This is a genomic window from Streptomyces sp. NPDC101118, assembly GCF_044759445.1.
Classification (GTDB): Bacteria; Actinomycetota; Actinomycetes; order Streptomycetales; family Streptomycetaceae; genus Streptomyces.
This window is the reverse complement of sequence record NZ_JBIVZG010000036.1, coordinates 29,625-53,908: the sequence shown is the minus strand read 5'-3', so window position 1 is coordinate 53,908 and position 24,284 is coordinate 29,625. Positions and strand designations below refer to the sequence as shown.

Below are 24,284 nucleotides of genomic sequence, written 5' to 3'. Positions count from 1 at the left end.
TGGGTCCCCGGTCAGGTAACCGTCTCGTCGATCTTCTCGCTCTTGCTGCCCTGGACCATGTAGTCCCTGGCGAGCCCGAACCTGTGCAGTTCGGCGAAGTGCCCCAGGTCCACGCCCTTGAGGACCTCGCCGTAGTCGAAGTTGTAGTCCTTGAACACGTCGACGCGGGTCTCACCGGTGACGCGGAACTTGCCGTCGGCCTGCTTGGTCATGGTGAGGGTGCCGCTCTGGCGGTACTGGAACCCGCGCAGGGCGAAGTTCAGGTCGTCGTCGTTCGTGCCGAACTCACCGGTGCGCCACCTGCCGTCGACGGAGACGCTGCAGGTCGTGCCGGGGCCGCCGAGACAGTTCCGCGCCGCCCTCTGCAGGTAGCCGCGCATCAGCAGGGAGCGGTTCTCCGACCACTTCTCCTCGCCGAGGAGACGGTCCATCTGGCTGCTGGAGAGGTTGTACGGGCTGTCGGGCCGGCTGGTCCAGTGGCCGTACAGCTCGCAGGCCAGCGGACCCTTGTAGCAGGTGGCGAGGTGGCCGGCGGCCATGAAGCCCAGCTGCTTCTGGATGGTGATGTACTCCCAGAGGGCGGCCGAGTCGTACTCGGGGTGCTCGTCCTGGTCGGAGTCCGGCCCGTCGCCGCCGTCCTCCGCGCTGACCTTGATGTCGGCCGGGGCGGTGTTGCGGTAGCCGTCCAGGAACTTCTGGAGGGCGATGCCCGCCGCCTCGAGGGCCGCGGTGGCCGCCGCGGCGGAGTCCTTGCCCGCCTGGTACGCGGCGGCGCGGGCCGAGAGGGCCGAGCCCTGGGCGTCCGCGGCGTACGCGGCGGCCTGCGCGGCCGACTGGCGGGCGGAGGCCGCCGAGGCGCTGGCGTCCCGGGCCGCGGACTGGGCCTTGGCGGCCGCGTTGCGCGCCAGCTTGGCGGAGTCGGCCGCCTGGCGCGCCGACTCGGAGGCCGCCTCTGCGGAGGCCTTGGCGGAGGCCGCGTACTTCTCGGCCTCCTTCTTCGCCGCCACGGCCTCGTTGGCCGCCTTCAGGGCCTCTTCGGACGCCTTCCGCGCGTTGGCGGCGGCCTCCACGGCCTGCTGGGCGTTCTGGTGGGCGATGGAGGCGGTCCTGGCCGCGCCGGCGATCAGGGCCTCGATGCTCGCGGCGTGGGCCGCGGCGTCCTGGTCCAGCTTGGCCGCCTTGTAGCGGCCGACCGTCACGAACTCGTGCAGCATGTCCGCCGGGCCTTCCAGCGCGACGAACGCGGCCGCCTTGACCTGGTCGCCGCCGGCCGCCTTGAGCTGCAGGGCGGTGGCCCGGTCGTCCTCCTCGCGGGCCGCGTTCCAGCCGGTGTCGAGGAAGGCGCGCAGGGCCTCGGAGGTGCGGGCGTCGACGGCGGCCGTGGCGGCCTCCTTGACCCGCGGGCCGCCGGTGGAGGCGATCTGGAGGACCTTCATCCGGTACTCCTCCGTCTGGGCGTCGTGCTGGCCCGTCTTGAGGAACGTGGTGACGCCGGCGTACGAGCCCTTCAGCGCGGTGGCCGCGGCCTTGCGCACGCCGGGCGTGGAGCCGATGTCGGCGAGGTTGCTGACCCGGGCCCAGTCGTCCTGTTCCTCGGACTTCTTGCGCAGGCCCTTGAGCCAGGCCTGGACCTCGGCGTCGGTGCCGGTCAGCGCGGCTTCGGCGGCCGACTTGGTCCACGGGCCGCCGGTGGTGACGAGGCGCAGTGCGGCCGTACGGCCCTTGGTGACGGCGGTGGCCGGGGCGACGCCCGGAGCGACCGCGTCGGCCAGCAGCTTGGTGGTCTCGGCGTCGCGGCGGGTGGCCTCGACGCGGTTGTCGGCCGCCTGCTGCGCCCGCTCCCGCTGCTGTTCCTTCAGCTCGGCCGCGGCCCGGGCGAACTCGCCCTTCTGGGCCTCCAGCTGGGCCTTCTCGGTCGCGCGGGCGGCCTTGAAGACCTCCTGCGCCTTGGCCACGGCGTCGGAGGCGGTCTTCGCCGCCGCGACGGCGGCCGTGGCGTGCCGGGCGGAGGCGTTGGCGTAGTCGACGGACTTGCCGGCCTGGGCCACCGCCTCGTCGGCGGCCTTCGCCGCGTTCCGGGCGTGCCGGGCGGCGTCCGTGGCCGCCTTGTGCGCGCCGCGGGCGGCGGTGGCCGCCGTGTCGGCGAGGTTCTCGGCCGCGTTGGCGGCGTTGGTGGCGGTGGCCGCGGCGCTGCGGGCGCGGGCGGCCGCCTCGGACGCCCGGCGGGCGTCGTCGGCCGCGAGGCCCTTCATGGCACTGGCGTCGGCCGCGGCGGTCGCGGCGGCGGCCGCGTTCCGGCCGGCGCTGGCCGCGGAGCGGGCGGCGGTGAGCGCGCCCGACAGCGCCTCGATGGCGTTGGCGACGGCGGCCACGGCCGACTCGGCACCCGCCGCGGCGTCGCGCGCCTGCTGCGAGGCCTGGCTGGCGGCCTTCGTCTGGCCGGCGTCGCGCCAGGCCGCGGTGGCGGAGTCGTACGCGCGGGCGGCGGCGTTGCCGGCCGCGGCCGCGGCCGACGCCGCCGAGGCGGCCGCGCTGGCCGCCGTACGGGCCGCGGAGATCGCGGTGTTGGAAGCGCGGATCGCCGTACGGGCCGCCGCGGCGGCCTGGCCGGCGGCGCTGGCCGCGGCGCGGGCCTTGCGGGCGGCCTCCTGCGAGGCCTCCTTGGCCTGCCCCATCTCGCGCTTCGCGGTCTCGGCGGCGACCTTCGCCTTCTCAGCGGCCTCCTCGGCCTTCTTGGCCGTCGCCTTCGCCGCTTCCGTCTCGGCCTTGGCGGTCTCGCCGGCCTTGGTCGCGAGGTCGGCGAGCTGCGTGACCGTCAGGGTCTCCTGGTCACGTGCGCGGGCCACCTGCTGCCCGTTCACCAGGAACTCGGTCATGTCGGCCGGGGTGCCGCCCAGCGCCTCCTGCGCGGCCTTCTTGAGGGCCGGTCCGGCGGAGGCGGAGATCTGCAGGATCTCCATGCGCTGGTCCTCCTCGCGGGCTGCCGGGTAGCCCTTGGCGAGGTAGTTCATCAGGGCGTCGGCGGTGCCCTTGTCGATGGCCCGGGTGCCGGCGGCGCGTACGGAGTCCCCGGCGGCGTTCATGGTCTGCAGGACGGCCATGCGCTGGTCCTCGACCAGCGCCTCGCGCCACCCCGAGGCGAGGTAGGCGGCGAGCTGTGCGGGCGTGCCGCTGAGGGCCTCGTTGAGGCCCTTGCGGACCGAGGGCCCGCTCTCGTTCATGAGCTGGAGCGCCTTGACCTGGTTGTCGGTCTGGACGAGGTCCGGCGCCTGTTTCACCAGGAAGTCGTGCACCGCGGTGTCGCCGGCCGTGAGGACCTTCTCGGCCGCGTCCCTGGTCTCGTCGCCGCCGGTCAGCCAGAGCTGGAACAGCTGGGCCCGCTCGTTCGACGGGAGGGCCGCGGCGCGCGGCGCGGCCGGGGCGGCCGATGCCGCCGTGGTGCCCAGGGCACCTGCGCCCATGGCGAGGGACAACGCCCCCGCGACCGCCGCGCGGACCATTGTCCCGCCCCGCAACGGCCTTGCTCGAAAGCGTTTGTCGCTTCCCAACACTTCGTATTCCCCCAATTACGCAAAGCAAAGTCGGCCTTTGGTCAGTGGCCGATCACCGCAATGGATGAACGGCCATGCTCGCACCCGCCAAGAGGTGCCCCGATCCGCCCTGACGCACCGTCGAACAGGGAATATGACGTTCCGGATACCGGACAGTCTCAGTCAACTGGCTTACCGGACAAGCGGATTGACTGAACGTCAAATACGTTTGCAGGGAGGGATAATCGAGCGAAGTGGATCTTTGTTAGCCATGTCACAAGCTCTTGATTCCGGTTTACCGGGGGTCACTTGATACAAATGCCAACGCCGTCCCGGACCACAACTGACCAATGTGCGTGGCGGGCTGGGGCAACCAGGGGGGAACGACGGGGAGCCTGGTGCCAGCCGGACGGCCTACCGCAGGCATTCGCCTGCCTCTCCGTCGCAAGACCGTGAAAAGAGGAAGCTCGTGAAGCTTTCCCCTGCCGTAATCCTTGCCGCCTCTCTGGCCGGAGTCGTCACCATGGGCGGCGTCGCCGTGGCCGTGGACGGCCGCGCCGGCGAGACCGTCGCCCAGGCCGCCGCGGAGCTCCCGCCGTCCGCCGTGGAGGACTTCGCGTACCCGCAGGCCGACGCCGACGCGGCCCTCAAGGCCCGGGGCATCAAGCTCAAGAGCGGCGACGGGCACATCATGTACGCGGCGTGCACCGCCGTCGACGACCCGAGCCGCATCGAGGTCTACAGCCACACGGAGCCGAACAAGCCGTTCTGCTTCCGCGTGACCGGCGCCGCCGGCTCCCTGGTCCTCGAACTGCCGCGGGTCTACGCCGTCCGCGCGGGCGACTACAAGGTCCACGTCGACATGACCGTCGAGAAGTCCGAGGTCTCCTTCGACGTGCCGAAGAACGAGTGGGTGGGCGTCGGCAAGACCACCGACCCCCAGAAGCGCGACCACGCCCTCGTGGCCCTCACCGCCTCGAAGTAGCGACGGCGCGCACCACCGCACGAACATGAGGGGGAACATCATGTCCGCTCCACACCCGCGCGCCCGGCGGGCGGCCGGCCTCGCGCTGGCCACTGCCACGGTGGCGGCCGGCCTGGCCTCGGCCGGCACCGCGCACGCCCTGGAGGGCCCCGGGGCACCCGCGGGCCACCACACCTCCGTCGTCGGCCTGACCCTGGGCGACGGGGAGAACACCCGGGGCTGCTCCGGCACCCTGATCGACTCGTACTGGCTGGCCACGGCGGCCAGTTGCTTCGGCGGCACGCCGGGCGGCGCGGTGCGGGCCGGCGAACCCGCGGTCAAGGCCACGGCCGCGTTCGCCGGCGGCAGGACCGTACGGATCGCCGAGCTCGCCCCGCGCGCCGACCGCGACCTCGTGCTGGCCAGGCTCGCCACCCCGGTCACCGACGTGCCGACGGTGCGGACCGGGTCCGCCGCGCCGGCCGTGGGCGCCGAGCTGACGGCCGTCGGCCACGGCCGTACGCGGACCCAGTGGGTGCCGGGCCGGGCGCACACCGGCACGTTCACCGTCAACGCGAGCGACGCCGGCACGCTGTCCGTCACCGGCAAGGGCGGCGACGTCCTGTGCAAGGGGGACACGGGAGGGCCGCTGCTGACCGCCGCGGGCGAGCTCGTGGGCGTCAACACCCGCTCCTGGCAGGGTGGTTGCCTCGGTGCTGACCCGGCCGAGACCCGTACGGGAGCCGTCGCCACCCGCACCGACGACCTGGCCGACTGGATCGCCCGGACCACCGCGCCGCGCCGCTCGGCCTCCTCCCACGAGGCAGGCGGGACCGGCCGGGTCCGCTGGGCGGACTTCGACGGGGACCGTCGGCCCGACTACGTGACCGTCGCGGACAACGGCGAGGTCAAGGTGTGGCTCAACCACGGCGGCGACCCGGCGGGCGCCGGCGGCTGGGCGGCCGTCGGCCGGGTGGCCACCGGCACCACCACCGACCGGAGCCGGGTGCGGCTGGCGGACTTCGACGGCGACGGCCGGTTCGACTACCTCGTCGTCAACCCCAACGGGTCGGTCGACGTCTGGCTCAACCGCGGCGGCGACGTCAGCGGCCCCGACGGCTGGCAGGCCGTCGGCCAGGTCGCCTCCGGCGTCACCACCGACCAGAGCAAGGTCCGGTTCGCGGACTGGGACGGCGACGGCAGGACCGACTACCTCGCCCTCGGCGACAGCGGAGCCGTCGACGTGTACCTCAACCGCGGCGGCGACCGGGTCGCGCCCTGGCAGCACGTCGGCCGCGTCGCGACGGGCGTGACGAGCGACCGCAGCCGGGTCCGCTTCGCCGACGTCGACGGGGACGGCAAGGCCGACTACCTCGTGATCAAGGCGAGCGGGGCCGTCGACCTGTACCTCAACCGGGGCGGCGACGTGGTCGCCAACGGCTGGAAGGCCGTGGGCCGGATCGCGACGGGCGTGACCACCGACCACCACCGCGTCCAGTTCGCCGACTTCACCGGCGACACCCACGCCGACTACGTCCTCGGCGGCAGCGGCACCGACAGCGGCGCCACCGTCTACGGCTGGAACGGCGGCGATCCGGCCGGCGCCGCCGGCTGGACCAACGTCGGCAAGGTCGCCACCGGCGCCTGAGCCACCGGCGCCTGAGCCACGGGCCTTCCGCCGCCACCGCCGCCCTGAGCCGCCGGCACCCGGCACCCGGCACCGCCGGTGTCCGGGCCGACGACTCCCGGGCCGCGCGTACTTGAACCGACGGCACCAGACGCCGCCGGCCCCTCACGGCACGGGACCGCGTCCCGGTCCGCCGATCCCCGGCGGCCGCACCCTCCCGCGCCCGGACACCCCGTCCGGGCCCCGGGTGCGGCCGCCTTCCGAGAACTTCCGCCTCCGCACGAGGCACCAGAGGAACGACATGTCCAAGATCCGCGCACGTGCGTGGACGGGTGCGACGCTCACCGCCGTCACCCTCACCTCGATGATCTCCACCGGCACCGCCCAGGCGGTGGTCGGCACCCCGGCCGCCGACGGCCAGTACGCCTTCACCGCGAAGCTCGCCGTCGGCGAGGACACCGCGAGCCGGGCCTGCACCGCCACCCTGGTCGACGACCTGTGGCTGGCCACCGCCGCCAGCTGCTTCGCCGACCGCCCCGGCGCGCCGGTGCCCGCCGGCAAGCCGGCCCGCAAGGCCACCGCCACCTTCGCCAACGGCCAGGTGCTGCCCGTCACCGAGCTGAGGCCCCGGGACGACCGCGACCTGGTGCTGGCCCGGCTCGAGCGCCCTGTCACCGGCATCACGCCTGTCAAGACGGCCGCGTCGGCCCCGGCCCAGGGCGAAGGCGTCACGGCCGCCGGCTTCGGCCGCACCAAGACCGCGTGGGTGCCCGGCAAGCTCCACACCGGCCGCTTCGGCGTCACCGGCACCTCCGCGACGACCGTCTCCGTCACCGGCAACGGCACCGCCGGCGACGCGATCTGCAAGGGCGACACCGGCGGCCCGCTGCTGCGCGGCACCGGCGCCGGCGCCGAGCTCGCGGGCGTCTCCAGCCTCTCCTGGCAGGGCGGGTGCCTCGGCACCGCGCCGACGGAGACCCGTACGGGAGCCGTCGCCGCCCGCACGGACGACATCAGGCCGTGGATCGAGAAGACCATCGCCTCGACCTTCGCCCTGATCGGCGCCGGCTCGAACCGCGCCCTGGACGTGGCGGGTCCCGCGTGGGACGCGCCGGTCCAGATCTGGGACGCCTGGGGCGGCCCGAACCAGCAGTTCACGTACACCGACGCCAAGGAGCTCCGGGTCTTCGGCGACATGTGCGTCACCCCGTCCGGCGGCGTGGCGAAGGCGGGGGCCCGGCTCATCTCCTGGCCGTGCAACGGCGAGGCGGCCCAGAAGTGGAACGTCAACGCGGACGGCACCATCACCGACGCCGCGAACGGCCTGTGCCTCAACGTCAACGGCGAGAAGACGGAGAACGCCTCGCCGATCGGTCTGTGGTGGTGCAACGGCAGGCCCAACAACCTCTGGAAGAAGGTCTGACCGTGTCCGACTCCCGCAAGCGGTCCGCCCGTACGGCCACGACGGCCGTGACGGCCACCGCCGTCGCCGCCGTCGCCGCCGGCCTGCTGGCCGTCCCCGCCTCGGCCCTGACGGGCACGCCCGCCGCCGACGGCGCGCTCGCCCACACCGCCCGCCTCACCATCGGCGAGGGCGACACCGCCCGCGCCTGCTCCGCCGTCCTCGTCGCCGCCGACGCCCTGCTCACCGCGGCCGACTGCTTCGCGGGCCGGCCCGGCGAGCGGGTGGCGGCCGGCAAGCCGGCCCGGAAGTCCACCGCCGTCCTCGGCACCCAGACCGTCGAGCTGACCGCCCTCGCGCCCCGCGAGGACCGGCAGCTGGTGCTCGCGCAGCTCGCCCGGCCGGTCACCGGCGTCACCCCGGTCCGGCTCGCCGCCTCCGGTCCCGCCGCCGGCACCACCGTCACCGCGGCCGGCTTCGGCCGTACCAAGGCCGACTGGGTGCCCGGCAGGGCACACTCCGGCTCCTTCGACGCCGTCGCCTCGGACGCCGTCACCCTGAGGCTCAAGGGCAGGTCCGGGGCGGGTGTCTGCAAGGGCGACGCGGGCGGTCCCGTACTGGCCGCGGACGGCACGCTGGTCGCGCTGAGCAGCCGTTCCTGGGGTGCGGGCTGCCTCGGCACGGACCCGGCGGAGACCCGTACGGACGCCGTCGCGGTGCGCGCCGACGGCCTGGCCGGCTGGATCGCGCAGACCCGCGCGCTGGCCCCGGGCTGGAAGACGGAGGCCCTCGTGCAGAGCGGCGGCGGTCTCCACCAGGCCGTCCGGCTGGCGGACGGCACCTGGACCGGCTCCACCGACGTCCAGGCCGCGGCGGGCAGCGTCGGCGGCGTCCGCGCGGCCTCCGTCGCCGGCATCAACGGCGACACGCACGTGGTGGTCCTGGCCGCCGACGGGCGCCTGCACCACACCATCCGCACGGCGGACGGCCGGTGGGGCTCCTTCGGGCACATCGGCGCGGTGGCGGGCACCCTGGAGAACGTCACCCAGGTGTCCACCGTCTCCGTCGGCGCCGACCTGCACGTCGTCGCCGTCGCGGGCGGCCGGGTGTTCCACACCGTGCGGAACGCCACCGGCCACTGGACCCCGTTCGGCGACGTCGAGGCGGCCACCGGCCCGGTCGGCGCCGTCACCCAGGTGGCCACGGCCAGTGCGGGCGGCGCGCTCCAGGTGATCGCCGTCAGCGGCGGCAAGGCCCTGCACGCGCTCCGCGCCCCGACCGGGCACTGGACGGCGTGGGGGAACGTCGCGCAGGCGGCCGGCCCGACCGGTCCGGTCACCTCGGTGGCGATGGCCGGCACCGGTGGTGACGCGCACGTGGTCGTCTCCACCGACGGCGGCACCCGCCAGTACCACGCCATCCGCAAGGCGGACGGCCGCTGGGACTCCTTCGGCGACCTCGCGGGCGTCCTCGGGAACGTCACCGCGGGCTCCGTCGCCGCGGCCGGCGTGGACGGCGAGCTCCAGGTGGCGGTCACCACCGCCGACGGCCGTGTCCTGCACACCGTGCGGCACGCCGACCGCACGTGGGCGAAGACCCTTCCGGTGACCCTGCAGGGCCTGCCGGGCACCCCGGGTCCGGTCGACCTCGCCGGCACCCTCTGACGGCTTCCGGGCCGCCGACGGCCGAGGGGCCGTTCCGGATCGCTCCGGAACGGCCCCTCGCCGTGTGTTCTCTCGGACCTCACCGGGCCGGACCGGACCTCACCGGGCCGGACCTGCTCCGGTCAGACCCGTTCCGGCTGCGGTTCGCGCCGCTGTTCCGGCACGCGTACGGCCGTCGGCTGCCGGTCCCAGTGCCGGGTGGTGCGTACGTAGCCGTACACCACCGAGCCGGTCGCCAGGACGAGGAGCGGCCCGTAGAGCCAGGGCAGACCGGCCATCTCCACCGGGAGGTAGCGGTACGAGGCGAGCAGCGCGGCGAAGACCACGGTGCCGTGTCCGACGAGCAGGACGCCGCGCCGGTCCCAGCCGCGGTCGAGCGCGCGGAGGGCGGCCTCGATGGTGAGGGTGAACACCACGCCGGCGATGATGTCGGCGCCGTAGTGGTAGCCGAAGCCCAGCGTGGCGCCGAGCGTGGTGACCAGCCAGAAGACGCCCAGCAGCCGCAGGGCCAGTGGCCCCTTGCGGGAGTGGATGAAGATCGCCGTGGCCCAGGCGGTGTGCAGGCTGGGCATGCAGTTGCGCGGGGTGACCTCGTCGAAGGGCATCGGCTGCGGGGTGGTGAGGGCCGGCGGGGTGTGCGGCCACAGGTTCGCCACCGCCCAGTGCCCGCCGTCGGCGCCGTACGCGAAGATCGGCCCGACCACCGGGTAGATCATGTAGATGCCGGGACCGAGCAGGCCGATGACCAGGAACGTGCGCACCAGGTGGTGACCGGGGAAGCGGCGGTCGGCCGCCACGTTGCGCAGCTGGTACACGGCCACGACGATCGCGGCGACGGCGAGCTGGATGTAGACCCAGTCGAGGACGTGGGCGCCGACGGAGCCGGTGGCCTCGACGATCCGGCCCACCACCCAGGAGGGGTTGCCGAGTGCGTGGTCGGCGGTGGCGACGTACTGGTCGAGGACCGTGGGACGGGTCTTCGACGTGATCATCAGCCAGGTGTAGCCGGTCTTGCGGCCGGCCACCAGGAGCAGGGCGAGTCCGACGCCCTTCAGCAGCAGGACGCGGTCACGGCCGGTGCGGCGGGTGAGGGCGACGACCACGTGGGCCAGCACCACCAGCAGGGGGCCGTTGCCCGGCATCTGCTCGGCACCGACCCCCCAGCGCACCAGGAAGAAGACGAGGTCGATGGCGATCGCCGCACCGGCCGCGATGAACCGCTGCCGCCAGGTGAGCACCACCATCATCAGCGCCATGCTGCCGTAGAGCAGCGGCGCGGACCGGGGCGCGAAGATCACCTCGCGTGCCTGGGTGGTGATCGGTCCGGGCACGCCGTAGTGGCGCGCCGCGATCTCCAGCGCGACGAGGAACCCGAGGCCCACCGCACCCGCGGCGGCCCACAGCGCGAGCCGTCTCCGCCCGCCGGGGGCGGGGTCGCCGCCGGGGCCCTCCGCGGCGGAGCTTCCGGTGGCCTTGGCGGCAGCGGCGTTCGCGGCGTCCCCGTGTGAAAGAGTTCGCCCTGTGTGAGATATCAATTTTCAGCCGATTTGTTTACAATTCAAAATGATCGAATGAGAAGTTCGAACATGTTAACGGAATCGGCTGCCGGAAACGATCTGCTTCAGGCCGCGGGGATCACCCGGGGCGCGAAACGCACCGCGCCGCCCGCCCGCACGGCCTCGACCGCGCTCTGGTGAACCGTCCGGCTCACCCCCGGATCGGGACAGGCCACCGGGCTGCCCGCCAGGGCGTACCACTCCCCGCCGTCCTGGTACTGGACGGCCACGCGAGCCCGGCCCTGCTCCCATTCGGTGTGCACGGTGAGTTCGCCGGTCAGGGTCCCGCCGTCCTCGGTGAGGACGCCTCCGGGCCCGGCGAACACCCCGGGCGTGGTCCACGATGTCGATTCCATGAGTGCTCACCTCGTCGCGGCGCGGTCCTCTGCGTGCCCCTGCGGGCCCACCACGTGAGGACGGAAAGAGTCCGCCCACTTCTCGCGGGTCCTGATTGTGCGGTGCACGGCCGCCGGCCGCTCCTCCGCATCCTCACTCCGGCTCTTTCCGCCACTTTCATCACACCACGCCCGCCGGGCTCCCGCCAGAGGCGTCAGAAACGCGTCAAGGGATCCCCGCGGGCCGTATGGAGGGCGTCAAGGCCGTCGGCACCGCTCCCGGTGTGGGGTGTGATCGGTCCAGGCCAGTGAGGCCGGAAAGCACTTCATCACTTCGTCCACAGGAGCTCGCGATGGCCGATCTGGCCTTCGTCCTCACCACGATCGCGGTCTTCGCGCTGGTGGGTCTCGTCGCCAAGGGGGTGACCAAGCTGTGACCACCGAGAACATCGTCGGCCTGCTCGTGGCCGTCGCCCTGCTGGGTTACCTCGTCCTCGCCCTCGTCAAGCCGGAGAGGTTCTGAGCACACCCATGAGTTCCCAGACGGCTGGCGTGCTCCAGCTCCTCGCCCTCATGGCCGCGCTCGCCCTGGCCTACCGGCCGCTCGGCGACCACATGGCCGGGGTCTACTCCTCCGAGAAGCACTACGCACCCGAACGGTGGCTCTACAAGGCCATCGGCGCCGACCCGGACAGCGGGATGCGCTGGCCCGCGTACCTGCGCGGTGTCCTCGCGTTCTCCGCGGTCGGCGTCCTCTTCCTGTACGTCCTCCAGCGGGCCCAGGGCGTCCTGCCCGGCTCACTCGGCTTCCGGGCCATCGACCCGGACCAGGCCTTCGACACGGCCGCCTCCTTCGTGGCCAACACCAACTGGCAGTCGTACGCGGGCGAGCAGGCCATGGGCCACGTCGTGCAGACCGGCGGCCTGGCGGTGCAGAACTTCGTGTCCGCCGCGGTCGGCATGGCCGTCGCCGTGGCGCTCGTACGCGGCTTCGCGCGGTCCCGCACCGGCGAGCTCGGCAACTTCTGGGCCGACCTGGTGCGCGGCACCATACGGATCCTGCTGCCCCTGTCGGTGATCGGCGCGGTCGTGCTGGTCGCGTGCGGCGCGATCCAGAACTTCGCCGGGATCCACGAGGTCGGCCAGTTCACCGGGGGAACCCAGCAGTGGAACGGCGGCGCGGTCGCGTCGCAGGAGGTCATCAAGGAGCTGGGCACCAACGGCGGCGGCTACTTCAACGCCAACTCCGCCCACCCCTTCGAGAACCCGACCCCGTTCTCCAACCTCTTCGAGGTCTTCCTGATCCTGGTCATCCCGTTCGCGCTGACCCGCACCTTCGGCCGGATGGTCGGCAGCCCGAAGCAGGGCTACGCCATCCTCGCCACGATGGCCACGATCTGGCTCGGCTTCACCGCCCTGATGATGTGGACGGAGTTCGCGCACCACGGTCCCGCGCTCCAGGCGGCGGGCGGCGCGCTGGAGGGCAAGGAGACCCGGTTCGGCGTCGGCGCCTCGGCGGTCTTCTCGGTCGCGACGACGCTGACGTCCACCGGCGCCGTCAACTCCTTCCACTCCTCGTACACCGGCTTCGGCGGCGGCATCCAGCTGCTCGGCATGCAGCTCGGCGAGATCGCGCCCGGCGGCGTGGGGTCCGGCCTGTACGGGATGCTCGTCATGGCGGTCATCGCGGTGTTCATCGCCGGCCTGATGGTCGGCCGCACCCCCGAGTACCTCGGCAAGAAGATCGGCACCCGCGAGATCAAGTTCGCGGCCTGCTACCTCCTGGTCACCCCGGCCCTGGTGCTGTGCTTCACCGCCGCCGCGATGGCCCTGCCCACCCCGCCGCACTCGATGCTCAACTCCGGGGCGCACGGCTTCTCCGAGGTGCTGTACGCGTACACGTCGGGCGCCAACAACAACGGCTCGGCCTTCGGCGGCCTCAACGCCGACACCCAGTGGTACAACACCACGATGGGCCTGGCGATGCTCCTGGGCCGCTTCCTCCCCATGGTGTTCGTCCTCGCGCTCGCCGGCTCGCTCGCCGAGCAGCGCCCCGTCCCCGCGACGGCAGGCACGCTGCGCACCGAGAAGCCGCTGTTCACCGGCCTGCTGGTCGGCTCCATCATGATCATCACCGGTCTGACCTACTTCCCGGCGCTCGCGCTGGGTCCGCTCGCCGAAGGGCTGGCGTCATGACCACGGACGTAGAGAAGCAGGACGCCATGCCCCCGGCCAAGGACACCTCCACCGCCACCTCCACCTCGACCGGCCTGGCCGGCACCACCGGCACCGGCACAGCCACCGCCACCGCCACCGGCCCGGCCACCGGCACCGGCGCGGCCACTGCCGCCCGTGCCCCGCACCGGGACGTGCCCGCCGGCCACCGGCCGGGCGAAGGGCGGGTGGGCGGCGGTCTCTTCGACCCCGCGCAGCTGCTCAGGTCCCTCCCGGACGCGGTGCGCAAGCTCGACCCGCGCGTCATGGTCAGGTCGCCGGTCATGTTCGTCGTCGAGATCGGCTCGGTCCTCACCACCGTCCTGGCCTTCACCGACCCGGGCGACTGGTTCGGCTGGGCCATCGCGGCCTGGCTGTGGCTGACCACGATCTTCGCGAACCTGGCCGAGGCGGTCGCCGAGGGCCGCGGCAAGGCCCAGGCCGACACGCTGCGGAAGGCCAAGACCGACACCGTCGCCCGCCGCCTGACGTCCGCCGGCGACGAGGAGTCCGTACCCGGCACCGAGCTGCGCATCGGCGACCTGGTCGTGTGCGAGGCGGGCGACGTCATACCCGGCGACGGCGACGTCGTCGAGGGCGTCGCCTCCGTCGACGAGTCCGCGATCACCGGCGAGTCGGCGCCCGTCATCCGCGAGTCCGGCGGCGACCGCAGCGCGGTCACCGGCGGCACGAAGGTGCTGTCCGACCGGATCGTCATCAAGATCACGACGAGGCCCGGTGAGACGTTCATCGACCGGATGATCAACCTGGTCGAGGGCGCGGCGCGGCAGAAGACCCCGAACGAGATCGCCCTCAACATCCTGCTGGCGTCCCTCACCGTCGTCTTCCTGCTGGCCGTCGTCACCCTGCAGCCCTTCGCGATCTACGCGGGCGCCGAGCAGTCGATGATCGTGCTCGCCGCCCTGCTGGTCTGCCTGATCCCCACCACCATCGGCGCCCTGCTGTCCGCGATCGGCATCGCCGGCATGGACCGGCTGGTCCAGCGCAACGTCCTGGCCATGTCCGGCCGCGCCGTCGAGGCCGCGGGCGACGTGTCCACGCTGCTGCTCGACAAGACCGGCACCATCACCCTCGGCAACCGCCAGGCCGCCGGCTTCGTCCCCGTGCGGGGCACCACCCGGGCCGAGGTCGCCGACGCCGCCCAGCTCTCCTCCCTGGCCGACGAGACCCCCGAGGGCCGCTCGGTCGTGGTCCTGGCGAAGGAGGCGTACGGGCTGCGCGAGCGCCACCGGGGCGAGCTCGCCCACGCGGAGTGGATCGGGTTCACCGCCCAGACCCGCATGTCCGGCGTCGACGTCGACGGCCGGAGGATCCGCAAGGGCGCGGCCGGGTCGGTCATCGCCTGGGTACGGGAGCGCGGCGGCACCGTCGCGGACGACGCCGGCCCCCTCGCCGACAGCGTCTCCGAGTCCGGCGGCACCCCGCTCCTCGTGGCGGTCGAGGACGACCGCGGCGCCCGGATCCTGGGCGTCATCCACCTCAAGGACGTGGTCAAGCCCGGCATGCGGGAGCGGTTCGAGGAGCTGCGCCGGATGGGCATCAGGACGGTCATGATCACGGGCGACAACCCGCTGACCGCGAAGGCCATCGCCGAGGAGGCGGGCGTCGACGACTTCCTCGCCGAGGCCACCCCCGAGGACAAGATGGCCCTCATCAAGCGCGAGCAGGCCGGCGGCAAGCTCGTCGCGATGACCGGCGACGGCACGAACGACGCCCCGGCGCTGGCCCAGGCGGACGTCGGCGTGGCGATGAACACCGGCACCTCGGCCGCCAAGGAGGCCGGGAACATGGTGGACCTGGACTCCGACCCCACCAAGCTGATCGAGATCGTCGAGATCGGCAAGCAGCTCCTGATCACCCGCGGCGCGCTGACGACCTTCTCCATCGCCAACGACGTGGCGAAGTACTTCGCGATCATCCCCGCGATGTTCGCGGTGGTCTACCCGGGCCTGGACAAGCTCAACATCATGGGCCTGGCCTCCCCCGAGTCCGCGATCCTCTCCGCCGTCGTCTTCAACGCGCTGATCATCGTCGCACTGGTGCCGCTCGCCCTGAGGGGCGTGCAGTACAAGCCGACCAGCGCGGACCGGATGCTCCGCCGCAACCTCGGCCTGTACGGACTCGGCGGCCTGGTCGCCCCGTTCATCGGCATCAAGCTCATCGACCTGGCTCTCTCCCTCATCCCCGGAATCGGCTGATCTGCTGTGAACAACTCCGTCCCCACCACGGCGCGGCTGCTCGGCGCCGGCCTGCGCGCCCTCCTCGTCCTGACCGTGGTCTGCGGCGTGCTCTACCCGCTCGCCGTCACCGGCATCGCCCAGACCCTCTTCAACGGCCAGGCCAACGGCTCCGAGATCACCGGCGCGGGCGGCGAGGTCGTCGGCTCCTCGCTGATCGGCCAGCGCTACGACCTGCCGAAGAAGGACCCGGACGACGCCGACGAGCCCGCGCGGCCGGACCTCAGATGGTTCCAGCCGCGCCCGTCCGCCGGTCTGGGCTCCAACAGCGTCAACACCCAGTACGCGCTCCTCGTGTCCGGCGCCACCAACAAGGCCGCCGACAACCGGGACCTCGTGAAGGCGGTCGAGGCGGCGAAGGCGGCGGTGGTCGCCGACAACACCACGGCGACGTACGCGGTGCAGCCGTCCGACGTGCCGGCCGACGCCGTGACCTCGTCCGGCTCCGGCCTCGACCCGCACATCTCCCCCGCCTACGCCGAACTCCAGGTGCACCGCGTCGCGGAGCGGAACGGCCTGCCGGTGGCCCGGGTGGAGCAGCTCGTCGCGGCCCACACGGAAGGCCGCACCCTCGGCTTCATGGGCGAGCCCCGCGTCAACGTCCTCCGGCTGAACGTGGCGCTCCAGTCCCTGACGGGCAGGGGCTGACGGCTCCTCACCGTCGGGGCAGGGCATGGCTGCCGGTCACTCGGGGCGGATGTTCTTGTTGTGGTGGAAGGCGTTGTCCGGGTCGTACTTGGCCTTGACCTGGGCGAGGCGGCGGTAGGCGGGCTCGCCGTAGGCCTCCCGGACGCGCGGGGCGTCGTCGTCGGCGTCGAGGAAGTTGACGTAGACACCGCCGGCCCGGTGCGGCGCGAGGGCGTGGAGGAAGCTCCGTACCCAGGCCGTCTCGGCCGCGGCGTGCGCGGCCGCCTCCCCGGGCAGCCAGGCGCCGTCGATCACGATGGTGTGGGTCACGTCGCGGGCGGCGTACGCGGTGGCGTCGGCGGGCACGCGGGCGACGGCGCCCCCCAGGTGGAACAGCGCCGCGTACGAACGGGGCGAGCCGGCGCGGTACGCGTGGCCGGCGAGGGCTGCGACGACGTCGTCGGAGAGGCCCGTGAGGTGCGTGGACTTCCAGTGGTAGTGCCACCCGTGGGGGACGGTGTCGTCGAAGCCGGCCTGGAAGTCGGCGTACGGCACGGGCGCGAGCAGGTCCGCCAACGGCCTTCCGAAGCAGCGGAGTTCCCGTACCGCCCGTTCACCTTCCTCGACCGTGCCGGCGTGGCAGCAGGCAACGGCGACGGCCGGTCGTCCGTGCAGGTGCGCCGGGACGGCGGGCAGCGGAGGGACGGTGCCGAGCCTGACGACGGTGCCGAGTTCGTCGGGTGCCGCGGCGGCGAAGTCCCGGTAGAACCGCAGGACTTCCGCCGTGTCGTCGGCCGCCCAGAACACGGCTCCGGCCATCACGGCCGGGCCGAGGGGGTGCAGGGCGAAGCGGAACCCGGTGACGGCACCGAAGTTCCCGCCGCCACCGCGCAGCGCCCAGAAGAGGTCCGGGTTCTCCTCCGCGGAGGCCCGGACGGTGTCGCCCTCCGCGGTCACCACCTCGGCGGCCAGCAGGTTGTCGACGGCCATCCCGTACCTGCGCATCAGGAAACCGATGCCCCCGCCGAGGGTGAGCCCGCCGACACCGGTGTGGCTCACGATGCCGCCGGTGGTGGCCAGCCCGTGGGCCCCGGTCGCGCGGTCGACGTCACCCCACAGGGCGCCGCCGCGCACGGACGCCGTCCGGCCGGCGGGGTCGACGGACACGGCCCGCATGTCCGAGAGGTCGACGACGACCCCGCCGTCGCACACCGCCGTGCCGCCCACGTTGTGGCCCCCGCCGCGTACGGAGATCTCCAGACCCCGGTCGCGGGCGTACCGTACGGCCGCGGCGACGTCGGCGGTCCCGGCGCACCGGGCGATCAGCCGGGGGCGGCGGTCGACGGCGCCGTTCCACACGGCGCGGGCCGTGTCGTAGCCGGGGTCGCCGGCGGTGATCAGCCGGCCCCGGAATCCCCCGAGTCCCCCGAGTCCCCCGAGTCCCTTGTTTCCCCTGATTCCGTTGATCTCCATCGTGGTCGCCTCCTCGCCGGTGCGCTCCCCTTCCGGAGGACTCCATCGCACACCGGCGGGCGCTGGCCGTGAAGTCACGAATCTGGACTTCCCGCCCGAAGCCGGACGCGGGACACTGTTCCCGTGCGGAGCTACGGCCAGTACTGCCCCATCGCCCGTGGGGCCGAGATCTTCGCCGAGCGCTGGACCCCGGTGATCATCCGCAACCTGCACCTGGGCTGCGGGAGCTTCGGCGAGATCCTCGAAGGCGCCCCCGGGCTCTCCCGCACCCTGCTCTCGCAGCGGCTCAAGCAGCTCGAGCGGCTCGGGATCGTCGCGTCGGCGCCCAAGTCCGACGGGCACGGACGCCACTACGAGCTGACGCCCGCGGGCCGCGACCTGTTCAAGGTCTGCGGGTCGCTCGGCGAATGGGGCGCCCGCTGGCTGGAGATCGCCCCCGAGCACCTCGATCCCTTCGTGGCCCTGTGGTCGATGTGCAACGCGCTCCGCCGGGACCGGCTCCCGGACCGGCGGGTGGTCATCCGCTTCGACTTCACCGGCCCCCGGGGACCGGAGCGGTACTGGCTGCTGATCGAGCACGCGGAGACCGAGATCTGCAGGACGTACCCGGGCGTCGACGAGGACCTGTACGTCACCGCGGAGGCGGAGGCCTTCGTGAAGTGGCACGCCGGCCGGCTCGCCTGGGCCGAGGCCACCCGCGACGGCCGCATCCGCCTCCACGGCCCCTCGCGGCTGGTACGGGCCTTCCCCACATGGAACGCGAAGAGCGCCTTCGCCCACGTCAAACCGGCCCCGAGCCCTCCACCGGCCACAGCGGCCTGACGCACGCCGCCCGACGTTGAACGGCCGCGCCAGAGCCGCGCGAAGGGCCTGGTGGCCGCCCACGTCGTCCGCGCCCTCCGCACCCGGATCGTCCCGCCCGGCGTCCACCGCCTGAACCCGCCACCCCACCTCGCCGGCCGCCCAGACCGCCTCCCCCTTCCGGCATCACCCTGGCTCCCTGACCGGGCACCACGAGGACGGCCGCCGGGGTGACGGTGGGGCTCACCCGCTCGCTCTTGACCGGAGGGGTCCCGCGCCGGGCCTCAGAGCGGGTGGAAGGTCGGATACCCGGCCGAACACGAGGACGTGATTCGGGTCCGTACAGTCGTGGGTCGGGGTGGCGATGATTCCTGCCGCCAGCAAAATCCTGACGAGTGGCAGCTGCATGTGCGCGCCGATCACGCCCGGGTAGCGGGTGGCCGGGGTATCGGCACGGCCCGACGCGAGATCCTCCACAGCCGATTGCAGCTTGCCGGAATCACATCGCCACGTGACGGACACGGCAGCCGACATCGTCTCGGCGTCCGGTTCGACGTGGATCACCGCGCCGGCCCGGTCGGCACTGCCGGCCTCCCCTTCACGGAAGGCAGGCAGGCCGGCGTCCCCCAGTGCCCGGATCACCTGCTGTGCCAGGTCGTTCCGGATGCCGAGGGTTTCATCGGAGGCCCGGGCGAATCCGTAGTCGGTCATGCTCTTCGTCTCCATGGCAGGGGGAGCACCTGGTCTTGAGGTGCTCCACCGTTATGCGGGCCTCCAGCATGCCCGGCGTGCGCCGCGCTGCCGCCGCGCCAGGCGACCGGACCGTTCGGCAACGACGTCCGGGACACCGCCACCAGGACGGTGCACGCCGATGCCGGCCGGGCTCGGGGTCGCCTCGGGCTCCGCATCAGAGGGGTGGCCGGACCGGTGTCCGGCGGGCTTCCGCGGGATATCGTGCCACCAGACGGTATGAGGAGAGCAGGTCATGATCGACGAGGCACAGGAGTCGTCCGCGGACGCGGTCGCGGAAGGCTCGCCCGACGCGGCGGTGGCGCTGCTCGCCCGGCGGATCGAGTACCTCTTCGCGTACGTGCAGCCGCTGGGGAGGCGGTACACCCTCCAGGAGGTCGTCGACGGCATCAAGGACGCCGCGGGGCCGGGCGATCCGAAGCTGTCGGTGGGCCGGCTGTGGGCCCTGGCCAAGGGGAAGGCGGACAACCCCACCGTCGGGACGCTGCGCGTGCTCGGCGAGTTCTTCGGCGTGCCGCTCGCCTACTTCATCGACGACGAGGTCGAGGCCCGCGTCTCCGCGCAGCTCGCACTGATCGCCGCGATGCGGGCCAACGACGTGCGCTCCGTCGCGCTGCGTGCGGCGGCGGTGGCGACCATGTCGACCCAGGGGATCGAGGCCGTACGGTCCCTCATCGAGCAGGGCGACGCCCGGCCGGGGAGCCGGAGTGCGGAGGGGCCGGCGCCGACGGCGCCCTGACCCACCGGCGGAACGGCGTGGCCGCCCCTGCCCGCCGTCGGGCAGCTCCATGCCGTCCCGCCGTCCCGGATGCGGAACGCCCCGGGTCGGGGGGAACGCCTCTCGCGGCTGCGGCTGCCCCGGGATCCCGTACCCCGTGTTTCCCCGGCGCGGACGGCCCCGGACGCCGCGGAGCCGGGCGTTCCGGGGTGTCCCAGGGCTTCCCGTGGGACGGTCCGGGACGTCTCGCACTCCGGCCCGACTTGTTCTGGACGCGTCTGGATCTCTAGCGTGCAGCCCGGGGAAGTCTGACCGGGCACGGCTGTGCCGGGAGCGGTATCGGGGGGCACGGAACACAATGACCAGCACGGTGCACGACGGGCGCGAGCTGAGGACGAGGTGCCGGAGGATCGTCCAACGCTTCGATCTGCCACATCCGTTCGAGGTGGAGCACCTCTGTGAGGCCGTCGCCGCGGAGCGCGGCCGGCCGCTGCGGCTCCTCCCGATGCCCGCGGCGATGCCGGCGGCCACGGGGGCGTGCGGCATGTGGGTGGCCTTCGGGACGGCGGACCACGTCTACTACAACGTGGTGACCAGCCGGCCCCACCAGACGCACATCATCCTGCACGAGCTCGCGCACATCCTGCTCGACCACCGGGAGCAGACGGCTCCGGAGCCCGCGATGCTCGCGCAGCTCTTCCCGGACCTCGACCCCGCGATGGCCGCTCGACTGCTGGGCCGCACCCGGACGAAGGCCACGACGCGGCAGGAGCAGGAGGCCGAACTCCTGGCCTCCCTCATGTGGCAGCACTTCGACGCGGCGCCCGCGGCCCTGCCGACGGCCGGCCGCGACGCCGCGGACGCACTGCGGCGCGTACTGCGCGCCTTCTCCCCGCGGACCACGCCGAGGTTCCGGTGAGGGTCTTCGAGTGGTGCGTGCTGCCGCCGCTGTGGCTGCTCGTGCTCTGCAAGGCGCCGAGCCTGCGGGCGGCCCCGCGGCAGCACCGCGTCATGTGGGTCATGTGGGCCGTCTTCGCCCTCGCGTTCACCATCGGCTCGCCCGCCGTGCGCCGCCACATCGACCACGCGGTCGGCGTGCAGAGCTTCACGAACCTGCCGGTCCACATGCTGTCGCTCGCCGCGATGGGGGTGCTCGGCGCGTTCATCAGGGAACTGTCCGGACACCGGGGGCGGCGTCAAGTGCGTTCGCCGTGGTTCCTGTTGGGACTGGCGGAGGCCGGTCTGGTGGTGGCCTTCGCCGCGACGCCCCTGCCGGACGGTGAGGCGTACCTGCTCGCGGTCCGGTCACCGTCGATGACCGCGTACTGGACGATCTTCCTCGGGTACGTCCTGCACGCCGTCGTGAGCGGGATCCGGCTGTGCCGCCGGTACGGGCGGCACGCCTCGCCCGGCCCGTCGCGGACCTCCATGCGGCTGCTCGGCCTGGCCTGCAGCTGCGGCCTCCTGTACGCCGTGCACCGGCTGGTCCACCTGCTGGCCGGTGCGGCCGGATGGCCGGGCCCCGGCACCGCCGGCGTCGTCGTCACCACGCAGGTCCTGCTGGCCTGCACGATGCTGCTGCTCGTCACCGGCGTGCTGTGGCCCTCGCTGGCCGAGACCGCGCGGCGGGCCCGGCTGCGCCGCCAGGTGCGGGCGATCCGCCCGTTGTGGCGGCTGCTCACCGAGGCCACGCCCGAGGTCGTCCTGCCGCTGGCCGGCGGGCTGAAGCGGGACGTCGAGCTGGTCCGGTACCGCTACGTGATCGAAGTCCGGGACAGCGCGCTGGCGTTGTCCGGCCACGTGTCGGCCGGGCAGCGCGAGGCGGTGCGCCGTGCCGTGGCCGGCCACGGCGCCGTCTCCCCGGCGCAGCGCGAGGCGACCGCGGAGGCGGTCGTCCTGCTGCTCGCGGCCCGGGCCGAACACGCAGGCGTGCGGCCCCGGTTCCCGGAGCACGCCCTGGTGCAGGAGGGTGCCGACCTGGAGACCGAGGCCGAGTGGCTGGGCAGGGTCGCCGCCGCCGTCTCCGCCCCCGCGGCGGCCGAGGTGGCCGGCCGCCTGTGCACGGAGGCGGGCACGGAAGCCCAGGCGGGCACGGAAGCCGCGGCGGGCACGGAAGCAGGGGCGGGTACGGGCCACCGCCCGGGTGCGGGGGACGCCGTGCCGGCCGTCCCCCGCCCCGCGGGCCGATGACCCGTCCCGGGGTCCTACAGCGTGCCCGCGAGCGCGATCCCGCCGAGGGTCCCCGTCAGCCCGTCGAGGGCGACCGGCGCGGTCGTGGCCCATGTGCCGTTGGCGCGCCGGGTGGTGTGCAGCACCTTGCCGTCCGCGGTGGTGGCGGCGAGCTGGAGCTCACCGTCGACCGAGCCGGCGCCGAGGGACTTGACCGTGATCTGGCCCAGGTACGGGGTCAGGTTGCCGAAGGGCGTCCAGGTGCCGTCGCCCTTGCGCAGGGAGTGGTACTGCTGGGTGCCGTTGTCGGTGGCGATCACGACGTGCGCGTCGCTGCCGGTGCCGGCCATGGCGACCGCGGTGACCGGCCCGGTGGCGCCGGCCGCGCCCGCGACGTCGCCCCACTTGGTCCACGTACCGTTCGTGGCACGCAGCGTGTGGTACGCCTTGCCGCCGCTGACCGCGATGACCTGGAGCTGGCCGGCCGTGTGGGCCGTGGCCACGGCGGTCACGGTGCCGATGGGACCGGCGGCGCCGGTGACGTCACCGAACACGGTCCACGTGCCGTCCTGGCGGCGGACGGTGTGGTACGGCCGCCCGTTGGCGACGGCCACGACGTGCAGCTCGTAGCCGATGGAGACGGCGGACAGCTGGGTGACGTTCGACAGCGGGCTCGCGGCCTGGTTCACGTCGCCGAAGGAGCCCCAGGTGCCGTCGGCCTTGCGGACGGTGTGGTGCACCTTGCCGTCACCGCCGAGCGCGACGACGTGGGTGTCGCCGTTGATGCCGGCGACGGCGGAGGCGCGGACGCCGCCGATGGTGCCGGCCTTCGCCTCGACGTCGGCGGCGTCGGTCCAGGTGCCGTCGGCCAGGCGGATCGCCTGGTACAGCTTGGTGCCGCCCTGGACCACGGCCTCGGTCTTCCAGCCGGTGGTGAGCGCACGGGTCTGCTGGATCCAGTCGCGGATGTCGTCCACCCGGGCGTCGAACCCGCCGGTACGGGTCTCATCGGCGGGGCCGTCGAGGCAGTCGGTGTGCCAGGTGAGGCTGGTGATGCCGGCCAGGGCGGGCTTGCCGTTCTCGGTACGGACGGCCGGTCCGCCGGCGTCGCCCTTGCAGAGGGTGCTCTCGGCGGCCTTGGGCGTGATGTCGAAGCCGGTCGCGGAGGCGGTGCCGGCGGTGAACTCGGCGGTGTGGAGCTCGTGCGGGGCCCACTCCGACGCCGTGCGGCCGTAGCCACCGACGGTCAGCGTCTCCCCGGCCGCGGGCGCGGTGCGGGACAGCGCGAGCGGGGCGATGCCGGTGGCGGGCTTCTCCAGCTGGGCCATCACCAGGTCGCGGTCCGCACGCGTGACCAGCTTGGTGATCTTGGAGGTGTGGCCGCCGAGGACGGTGAGCAGCTTCCGGCCGACGGTCACGGTCGTGTCGTCCTTGGGCGCGCCGTCGGAGACGGTGTTGCTCTCCGCCGGCTTGTCGGCGAAGCAGCTCTTGGCCGCGATCACCCAGCTCGGGTCGACGAGCGCGGCGGAGCAGAAGCGCTTGCCGCCGCCGACGTTCAGCTGCGCGTGGTACGCGATCGCGTCGGTGCCGATCGGCTGGCCGGCTCCGACCGGGGCGGACGAGCCGGTGACGTTCAGCTGGAGCAGCACGGCCCGCTTGGGGTCGGCCGGGTCCGCCTCGCCGAAGCCCTTGGTGGTGTCGCGGGGGACGGTGAGGTTCGAGGTCTCGCCGTCGATGGAGATGTTGGCGTTGAGGTCGCGCCCGACGGTCTCGATGCGGTAGGCCCGCGGGATGCTCACCGTCAGGGAGCCGGTCCGGCCGGCCCGGAAGCAGATCCTGGAGTCGCTGGTCAGCAGGTTCCGCGCCCAGACCATGATCTGGTACGGGCCGGAGCACGAGGTGTGGGTGATGTTGCCGTCACCCGCGATGAGGTCGGCGCCGGTGGCGGCGAGGACGGCCGAGCGGAAGGGGTACGCGCCGTCCTCGACCGCGAACGCGGCACCGGCGTTGGCCGGCGGGACGGTCTCGGCGGAGGCGGTCTGCACGGGCGCCCCCAGGACGACCGCGGCGGTCGCGGTGGCAGCGGCCAGCCATCTGTGTATGCGCACTGAGATTTCACTTTCCTGAAATTCACCGTCGCGCCGAGCGCGGGGCGAGATGGAGTCCGGAGAGAGCCTGAGCAGCTGAAACTGGGCA

General features: G+C 73.3%; 19 protein-coding genes. 13 read left to right on the top strand and 6 right to left on the bottom strand.

The genetic code is table 11. The features are described from left to right. Positions 1-11: 11 nt before the first annotated feature. Positions 12-3,500 carry a chemotaxis protein gene (locus ACIQUQ_RS34425; protein WP_403983975.1) on the bottom strand — a complete coding sequence of 1,163 codons (3,489 nt, stop codon included), beginning with the start codon at positions 3,498-3,500 and terminating at the stop codon, positions 12-14. A 499-nt stretch (positions 3,501-3,999) separates the two neighbouring features. Here ACIQUQ_RS34425 and ACIQUQ_RS34420 point away from each other — a divergent pair, with 499 nt between their 5' ends. From ACIQUQ_RS34420 to ACIQUQ_RS34405, 4 genes are all read left to right on the top strand, one after another. Continuing rightward, positions 4,000-4,515, top strand: a complete 516-nt coding sequence (locus ACIQUQ_RS34420; RefSeq protein WP_403983973.1) for a hypothetical protein — start codon at positions 4,000-4,002, stop codon at positions 4,513-4,515. Between the two features lie 40 nt (positions 4,516-4,555). After that, positions 4,556-6,142: an FG-GAP-like repeat-containing protein gene (locus ACIQUQ_RS34415; RefSeq protein WP_403983971.1), complete on the top strand. Its 1,587-nt coding sequence runs from the start codon at positions 4,556-4,558 to the stop codon at positions 6,140-6,142. A 280-nt stretch (positions 6,143-6,422) separates the two neighbouring features. Beyond that, the gene (locus tag ACIQUQ_RS34410; RefSeq protein ID WP_403983969.1) at positions 6,423-7,544 is read left to right on the top strand and encodes a trypsin-like serine protease; all 1,122 of its coding nucleotides are present in this window, start codon (positions 6,423-6,425) and stop codon (positions 7,542-7,544) included. Positions 7,545-7,546: 2 nt separating this feature from the next. Further along, positions 7,547-9,187: a trypsin-like serine protease gene (locus ACIQUQ_RS34405; RefSeq protein ID WP_403983967.1), complete on the top strand. Its 1,641-nt coding sequence runs from the start codon at positions 7,547-7,549 to the stop codon at positions 9,185-9,187. Between the two features lie 122 nt (positions 9,188-9,309). On the opposite strand, the gene ACIQUQ_RS34400 is transcribed toward ACIQUQ_RS34405, so the two are convergent. Together ACIQUQ_RS34400 and ACIQUQ_RS34395 are read right to left on the bottom strand one after the other, a co-directional pair. After that, a complete protein-coding gene (locus tag ACIQUQ_RS34400) occupies positions 9,310-10,590 on the bottom strand; it encodes a phosphatase PAP2 family protein (protein WP_403983993.1) in 1,281 nt (426 codons plus the stop codon). A gap of 218 nt (positions 10,591-10,808) precedes the next feature. Continuing rightward, a complete protein-coding gene (locus tag ACIQUQ_RS34395; protein WP_403983965.1) occupies positions 10,809-11,099 on the bottom strand; it encodes a hypothetical protein in 291 nt (96 codons plus the stop codon). Between the two features lie 287 nt (positions 11,100-11,386). On the opposite strand from ACIQUQ_RS34395, the gene ACIQUQ_RS34390 reads away from it, so the two are divergent. The 5 genes from ACIQUQ_RS34390 to ACIQUQ_RS34370 are packed head-to-tail and all read left to right on the top strand — an operon-like array spanning position 11,387 to position 16,198. After that, positions 11,387-11,515, top strand: coding sequence for a hypothetical protein (locus ACIQUQ_RS34390; RefSeq protein WP_403983963.1), 129 nt, complete (start codon positions 11,387-11,389; stop codon positions 11,513-11,515). After that, the gene (gene kdpF / locus ACIQUQ_RS34385; protein WP_403983961.1) at positions 11,512-11,601 is read left to right on the top strand and encodes a K(+)-transporting ATPase subunit F; all 90 of its coding nucleotides are present in this window, start codon (positions 11,512-11,514) and stop codon (positions 11,599-11,601) included. The genes ACIQUQ_RS34390 and kdpF overlap by 4 nt, the downstream gene beginning before the upstream one ends. An 8-nt stretch (positions 11,602-11,609) precedes the next feature. Beyond that, complete coding sequence (gene kdpA, locus ACIQUQ_RS34380; RefSeq protein WP_403983959.1) at positions 11,610-13,274, top strand: potassium-transporting ATPase subunit KdpA; 1,665 nt, start codon at positions 11,610-11,612, stop codon at positions 13,272-13,274. After that, positions 13,271-15,511: a potassium-transporting ATPase subunit KdpB gene (gene kdpB / locus ACIQUQ_RS34375; RefSeq protein WP_403983957.1), complete on the top strand. Its 2,241-nt coding sequence runs from the start codon at positions 13,271-13,273 to the stop codon at positions 15,509-15,511. The genes kdpA and kdpB overlap by 4 nt, the downstream gene beginning before the upstream one ends. Positions 15,512-15,517: 6 nt before the next feature. Then, entirely contained in the window at positions 15,518-16,198 is a 681-nt protein-coding gene (locus ACIQUQ_RS34370; protein ID WP_403983955.1) for a potassium-transporting ATPase subunit C, read from the top strand. Positions 16,199-16,234: 36 nt separating this feature from the next. Here the strand turns inward: ACIQUQ_RS34370 and ACIQUQ_RS34365 are convergent, their stop codons facing one another. Next, entirely contained in the window at positions 16,235-17,650 is a 1,416-nt protein-coding gene (locus tag ACIQUQ_RS34365) for an FAD-binding oxidoreductase (protein ID WP_403983953.1), read from the bottom strand. A gap of 123 nt (positions 17,651-17,773) precedes the next feature. Between ACIQUQ_RS34365 and ACIQUQ_RS34360 the strand changes: the two genes are divergently transcribed. After that, the gene (locus tag ACIQUQ_RS34360) at positions 17,774-18,472 is read left to right on the top strand and encodes a winged helix-turn-helix transcriptional regulator (protein ID WP_403983951.1); all 699 of its coding nucleotides are present in this window, start codon (positions 17,774-17,776) and stop codon (positions 18,470-18,472) included. A 222-nt stretch (positions 18,473-18,694) separates the two neighbouring features. Here the strand turns inward: ACIQUQ_RS34360 and ACIQUQ_RS34355 are convergent, their stop codons facing one another. Next, positions 18,695-19,162 carry a hypothetical protein gene (locus tag ACIQUQ_RS34355; protein WP_403983949.1) on the bottom strand — a complete coding sequence of 156 codons (468 nt, stop codon included), beginning with the start codon at positions 19,160-19,162 and terminating at the stop codon, positions 18,695-18,697. A gap of 274 nt (positions 19,163-19,436) precedes the next feature. Between ACIQUQ_RS34355 and ACIQUQ_RS34350 the strand changes: the two genes are divergently transcribed. The 3 genes from ACIQUQ_RS34350 (at position 19,437) to ACIQUQ_RS34340 (ending at position 22,109) form a co-directional block, all read left to right on the top strand. Beyond that, positions 19,437-19,940, top strand: a complete 504-nt coding sequence (locus tag ACIQUQ_RS34350) for a hypothetical protein (RefSeq protein WP_403983947.1) — start codon at positions 19,437-19,439, stop codon at positions 19,938-19,940. A gap of 424 nt (positions 19,941-20,364) precedes the next feature. Continuing rightward, positions 20,365-20,838 carry a hypothetical protein gene (locus ACIQUQ_RS34345; protein ID WP_403983945.1) on the top strand — a complete coding sequence of 158 codons (474 nt, stop codon included), beginning with the start codon at positions 20,365-20,367 and terminating at the stop codon, positions 20,836-20,838. After that, the gene (locus ACIQUQ_RS34340) at positions 20,835-22,109 is read left to right on the top strand and encodes an MAB_1171c family putative transporter (RefSeq protein ID WP_403983943.1); all 1,275 of its coding nucleotides are present in this window, start codon (positions 20,835-20,837) and stop codon (positions 22,107-22,109) included. The genes ACIQUQ_RS34345 and ACIQUQ_RS34340 overlap by 4 nt, the downstream gene beginning before the upstream one ends. Before the next feature lie 14 nt (positions 22,110-22,123). Here ACIQUQ_RS34340 and ACIQUQ_RS34335 read toward each other — a convergent pair whose 3' ends face one another. Beyond that, positions 22,124-24,196, bottom strand: a complete 2,073-nt coding sequence (locus ACIQUQ_RS34335) for a trypsin-like serine protease (protein ID WP_403983941.1) — start codon at positions 24,194-24,196, stop codon at positions 22,124-22,126. Positions 24,197-24,284: the final 88 nt, after the last annotated feature.

What these genes read in the sequence shown, in the direction of transcription:
- ACIQUQ_RS34425 (WP_403983975.1), bottom strand. Translation starts at nt 3,500, where the DNA reads ATGGTCCGCGCGGCGGTCGCGGGGGCGTTGTCCCTCGCCATGGGCGCA.
- ACIQUQ_RS34415 (WP_403983971.1), top strand. Translation starts at nt 4,556, where the DNA reads ATGTCCGCTCCACACCCGCGCGCCCGGCGGGCGGCCGGCCTCGCGCTG.
- ACIQUQ_RS34410 (WP_403983969.1), top strand. Translation starts at nt 6,423, where the DNA reads ATGTCCAAGATCCGCGCACGTGCGTGGACGGGTGCGACGCTCACCGCC.
- ACIQUQ_RS34395 (WP_403983965.1), bottom strand. Translation starts at nt 11,099, where the DNA reads ATGGAATCGACATCGTGGACCACGCCCGGGGTGTTCGCCGGGCCCGGA.
- kdpA (WP_403983959.1), top strand. Translation starts at nt 11,610, where the DNA reads ATGAGTTCCCAGACGGCTGGCGTGCTCCAGCTCCTCGCCCTCATGGCC.
- kdpB (WP_403983957.1), top strand. Translation starts at nt 13,271, where the DNA reads ATGACCACGGACGTAGAGAAGCAGGACGCCATGCCCCCGGCCAAGGAC.
- ACIQUQ_RS34365 (WP_403983953.1), bottom strand. Translation starts at nt 17,650, where the DNA reads ATGGAGATCAACGGAATCAGGGGAAACAAGGGACTCGGGGGACTCGGG.
- ACIQUQ_RS34355 (WP_403983949.1), bottom strand. Translation starts at nt 19,162, where the DNA reads ATGACCGACTACGGATTCGCCCGGGCCTCCGATGAAACCCTCGGCATC.
- ACIQUQ_RS34350 (WP_403983947.1), top strand. Translation starts at nt 19,437, where the DNA reads ATGATCGACGAGGCACAGGAGTCGTCCGCGGACGCGGTCGCGGAAGGC.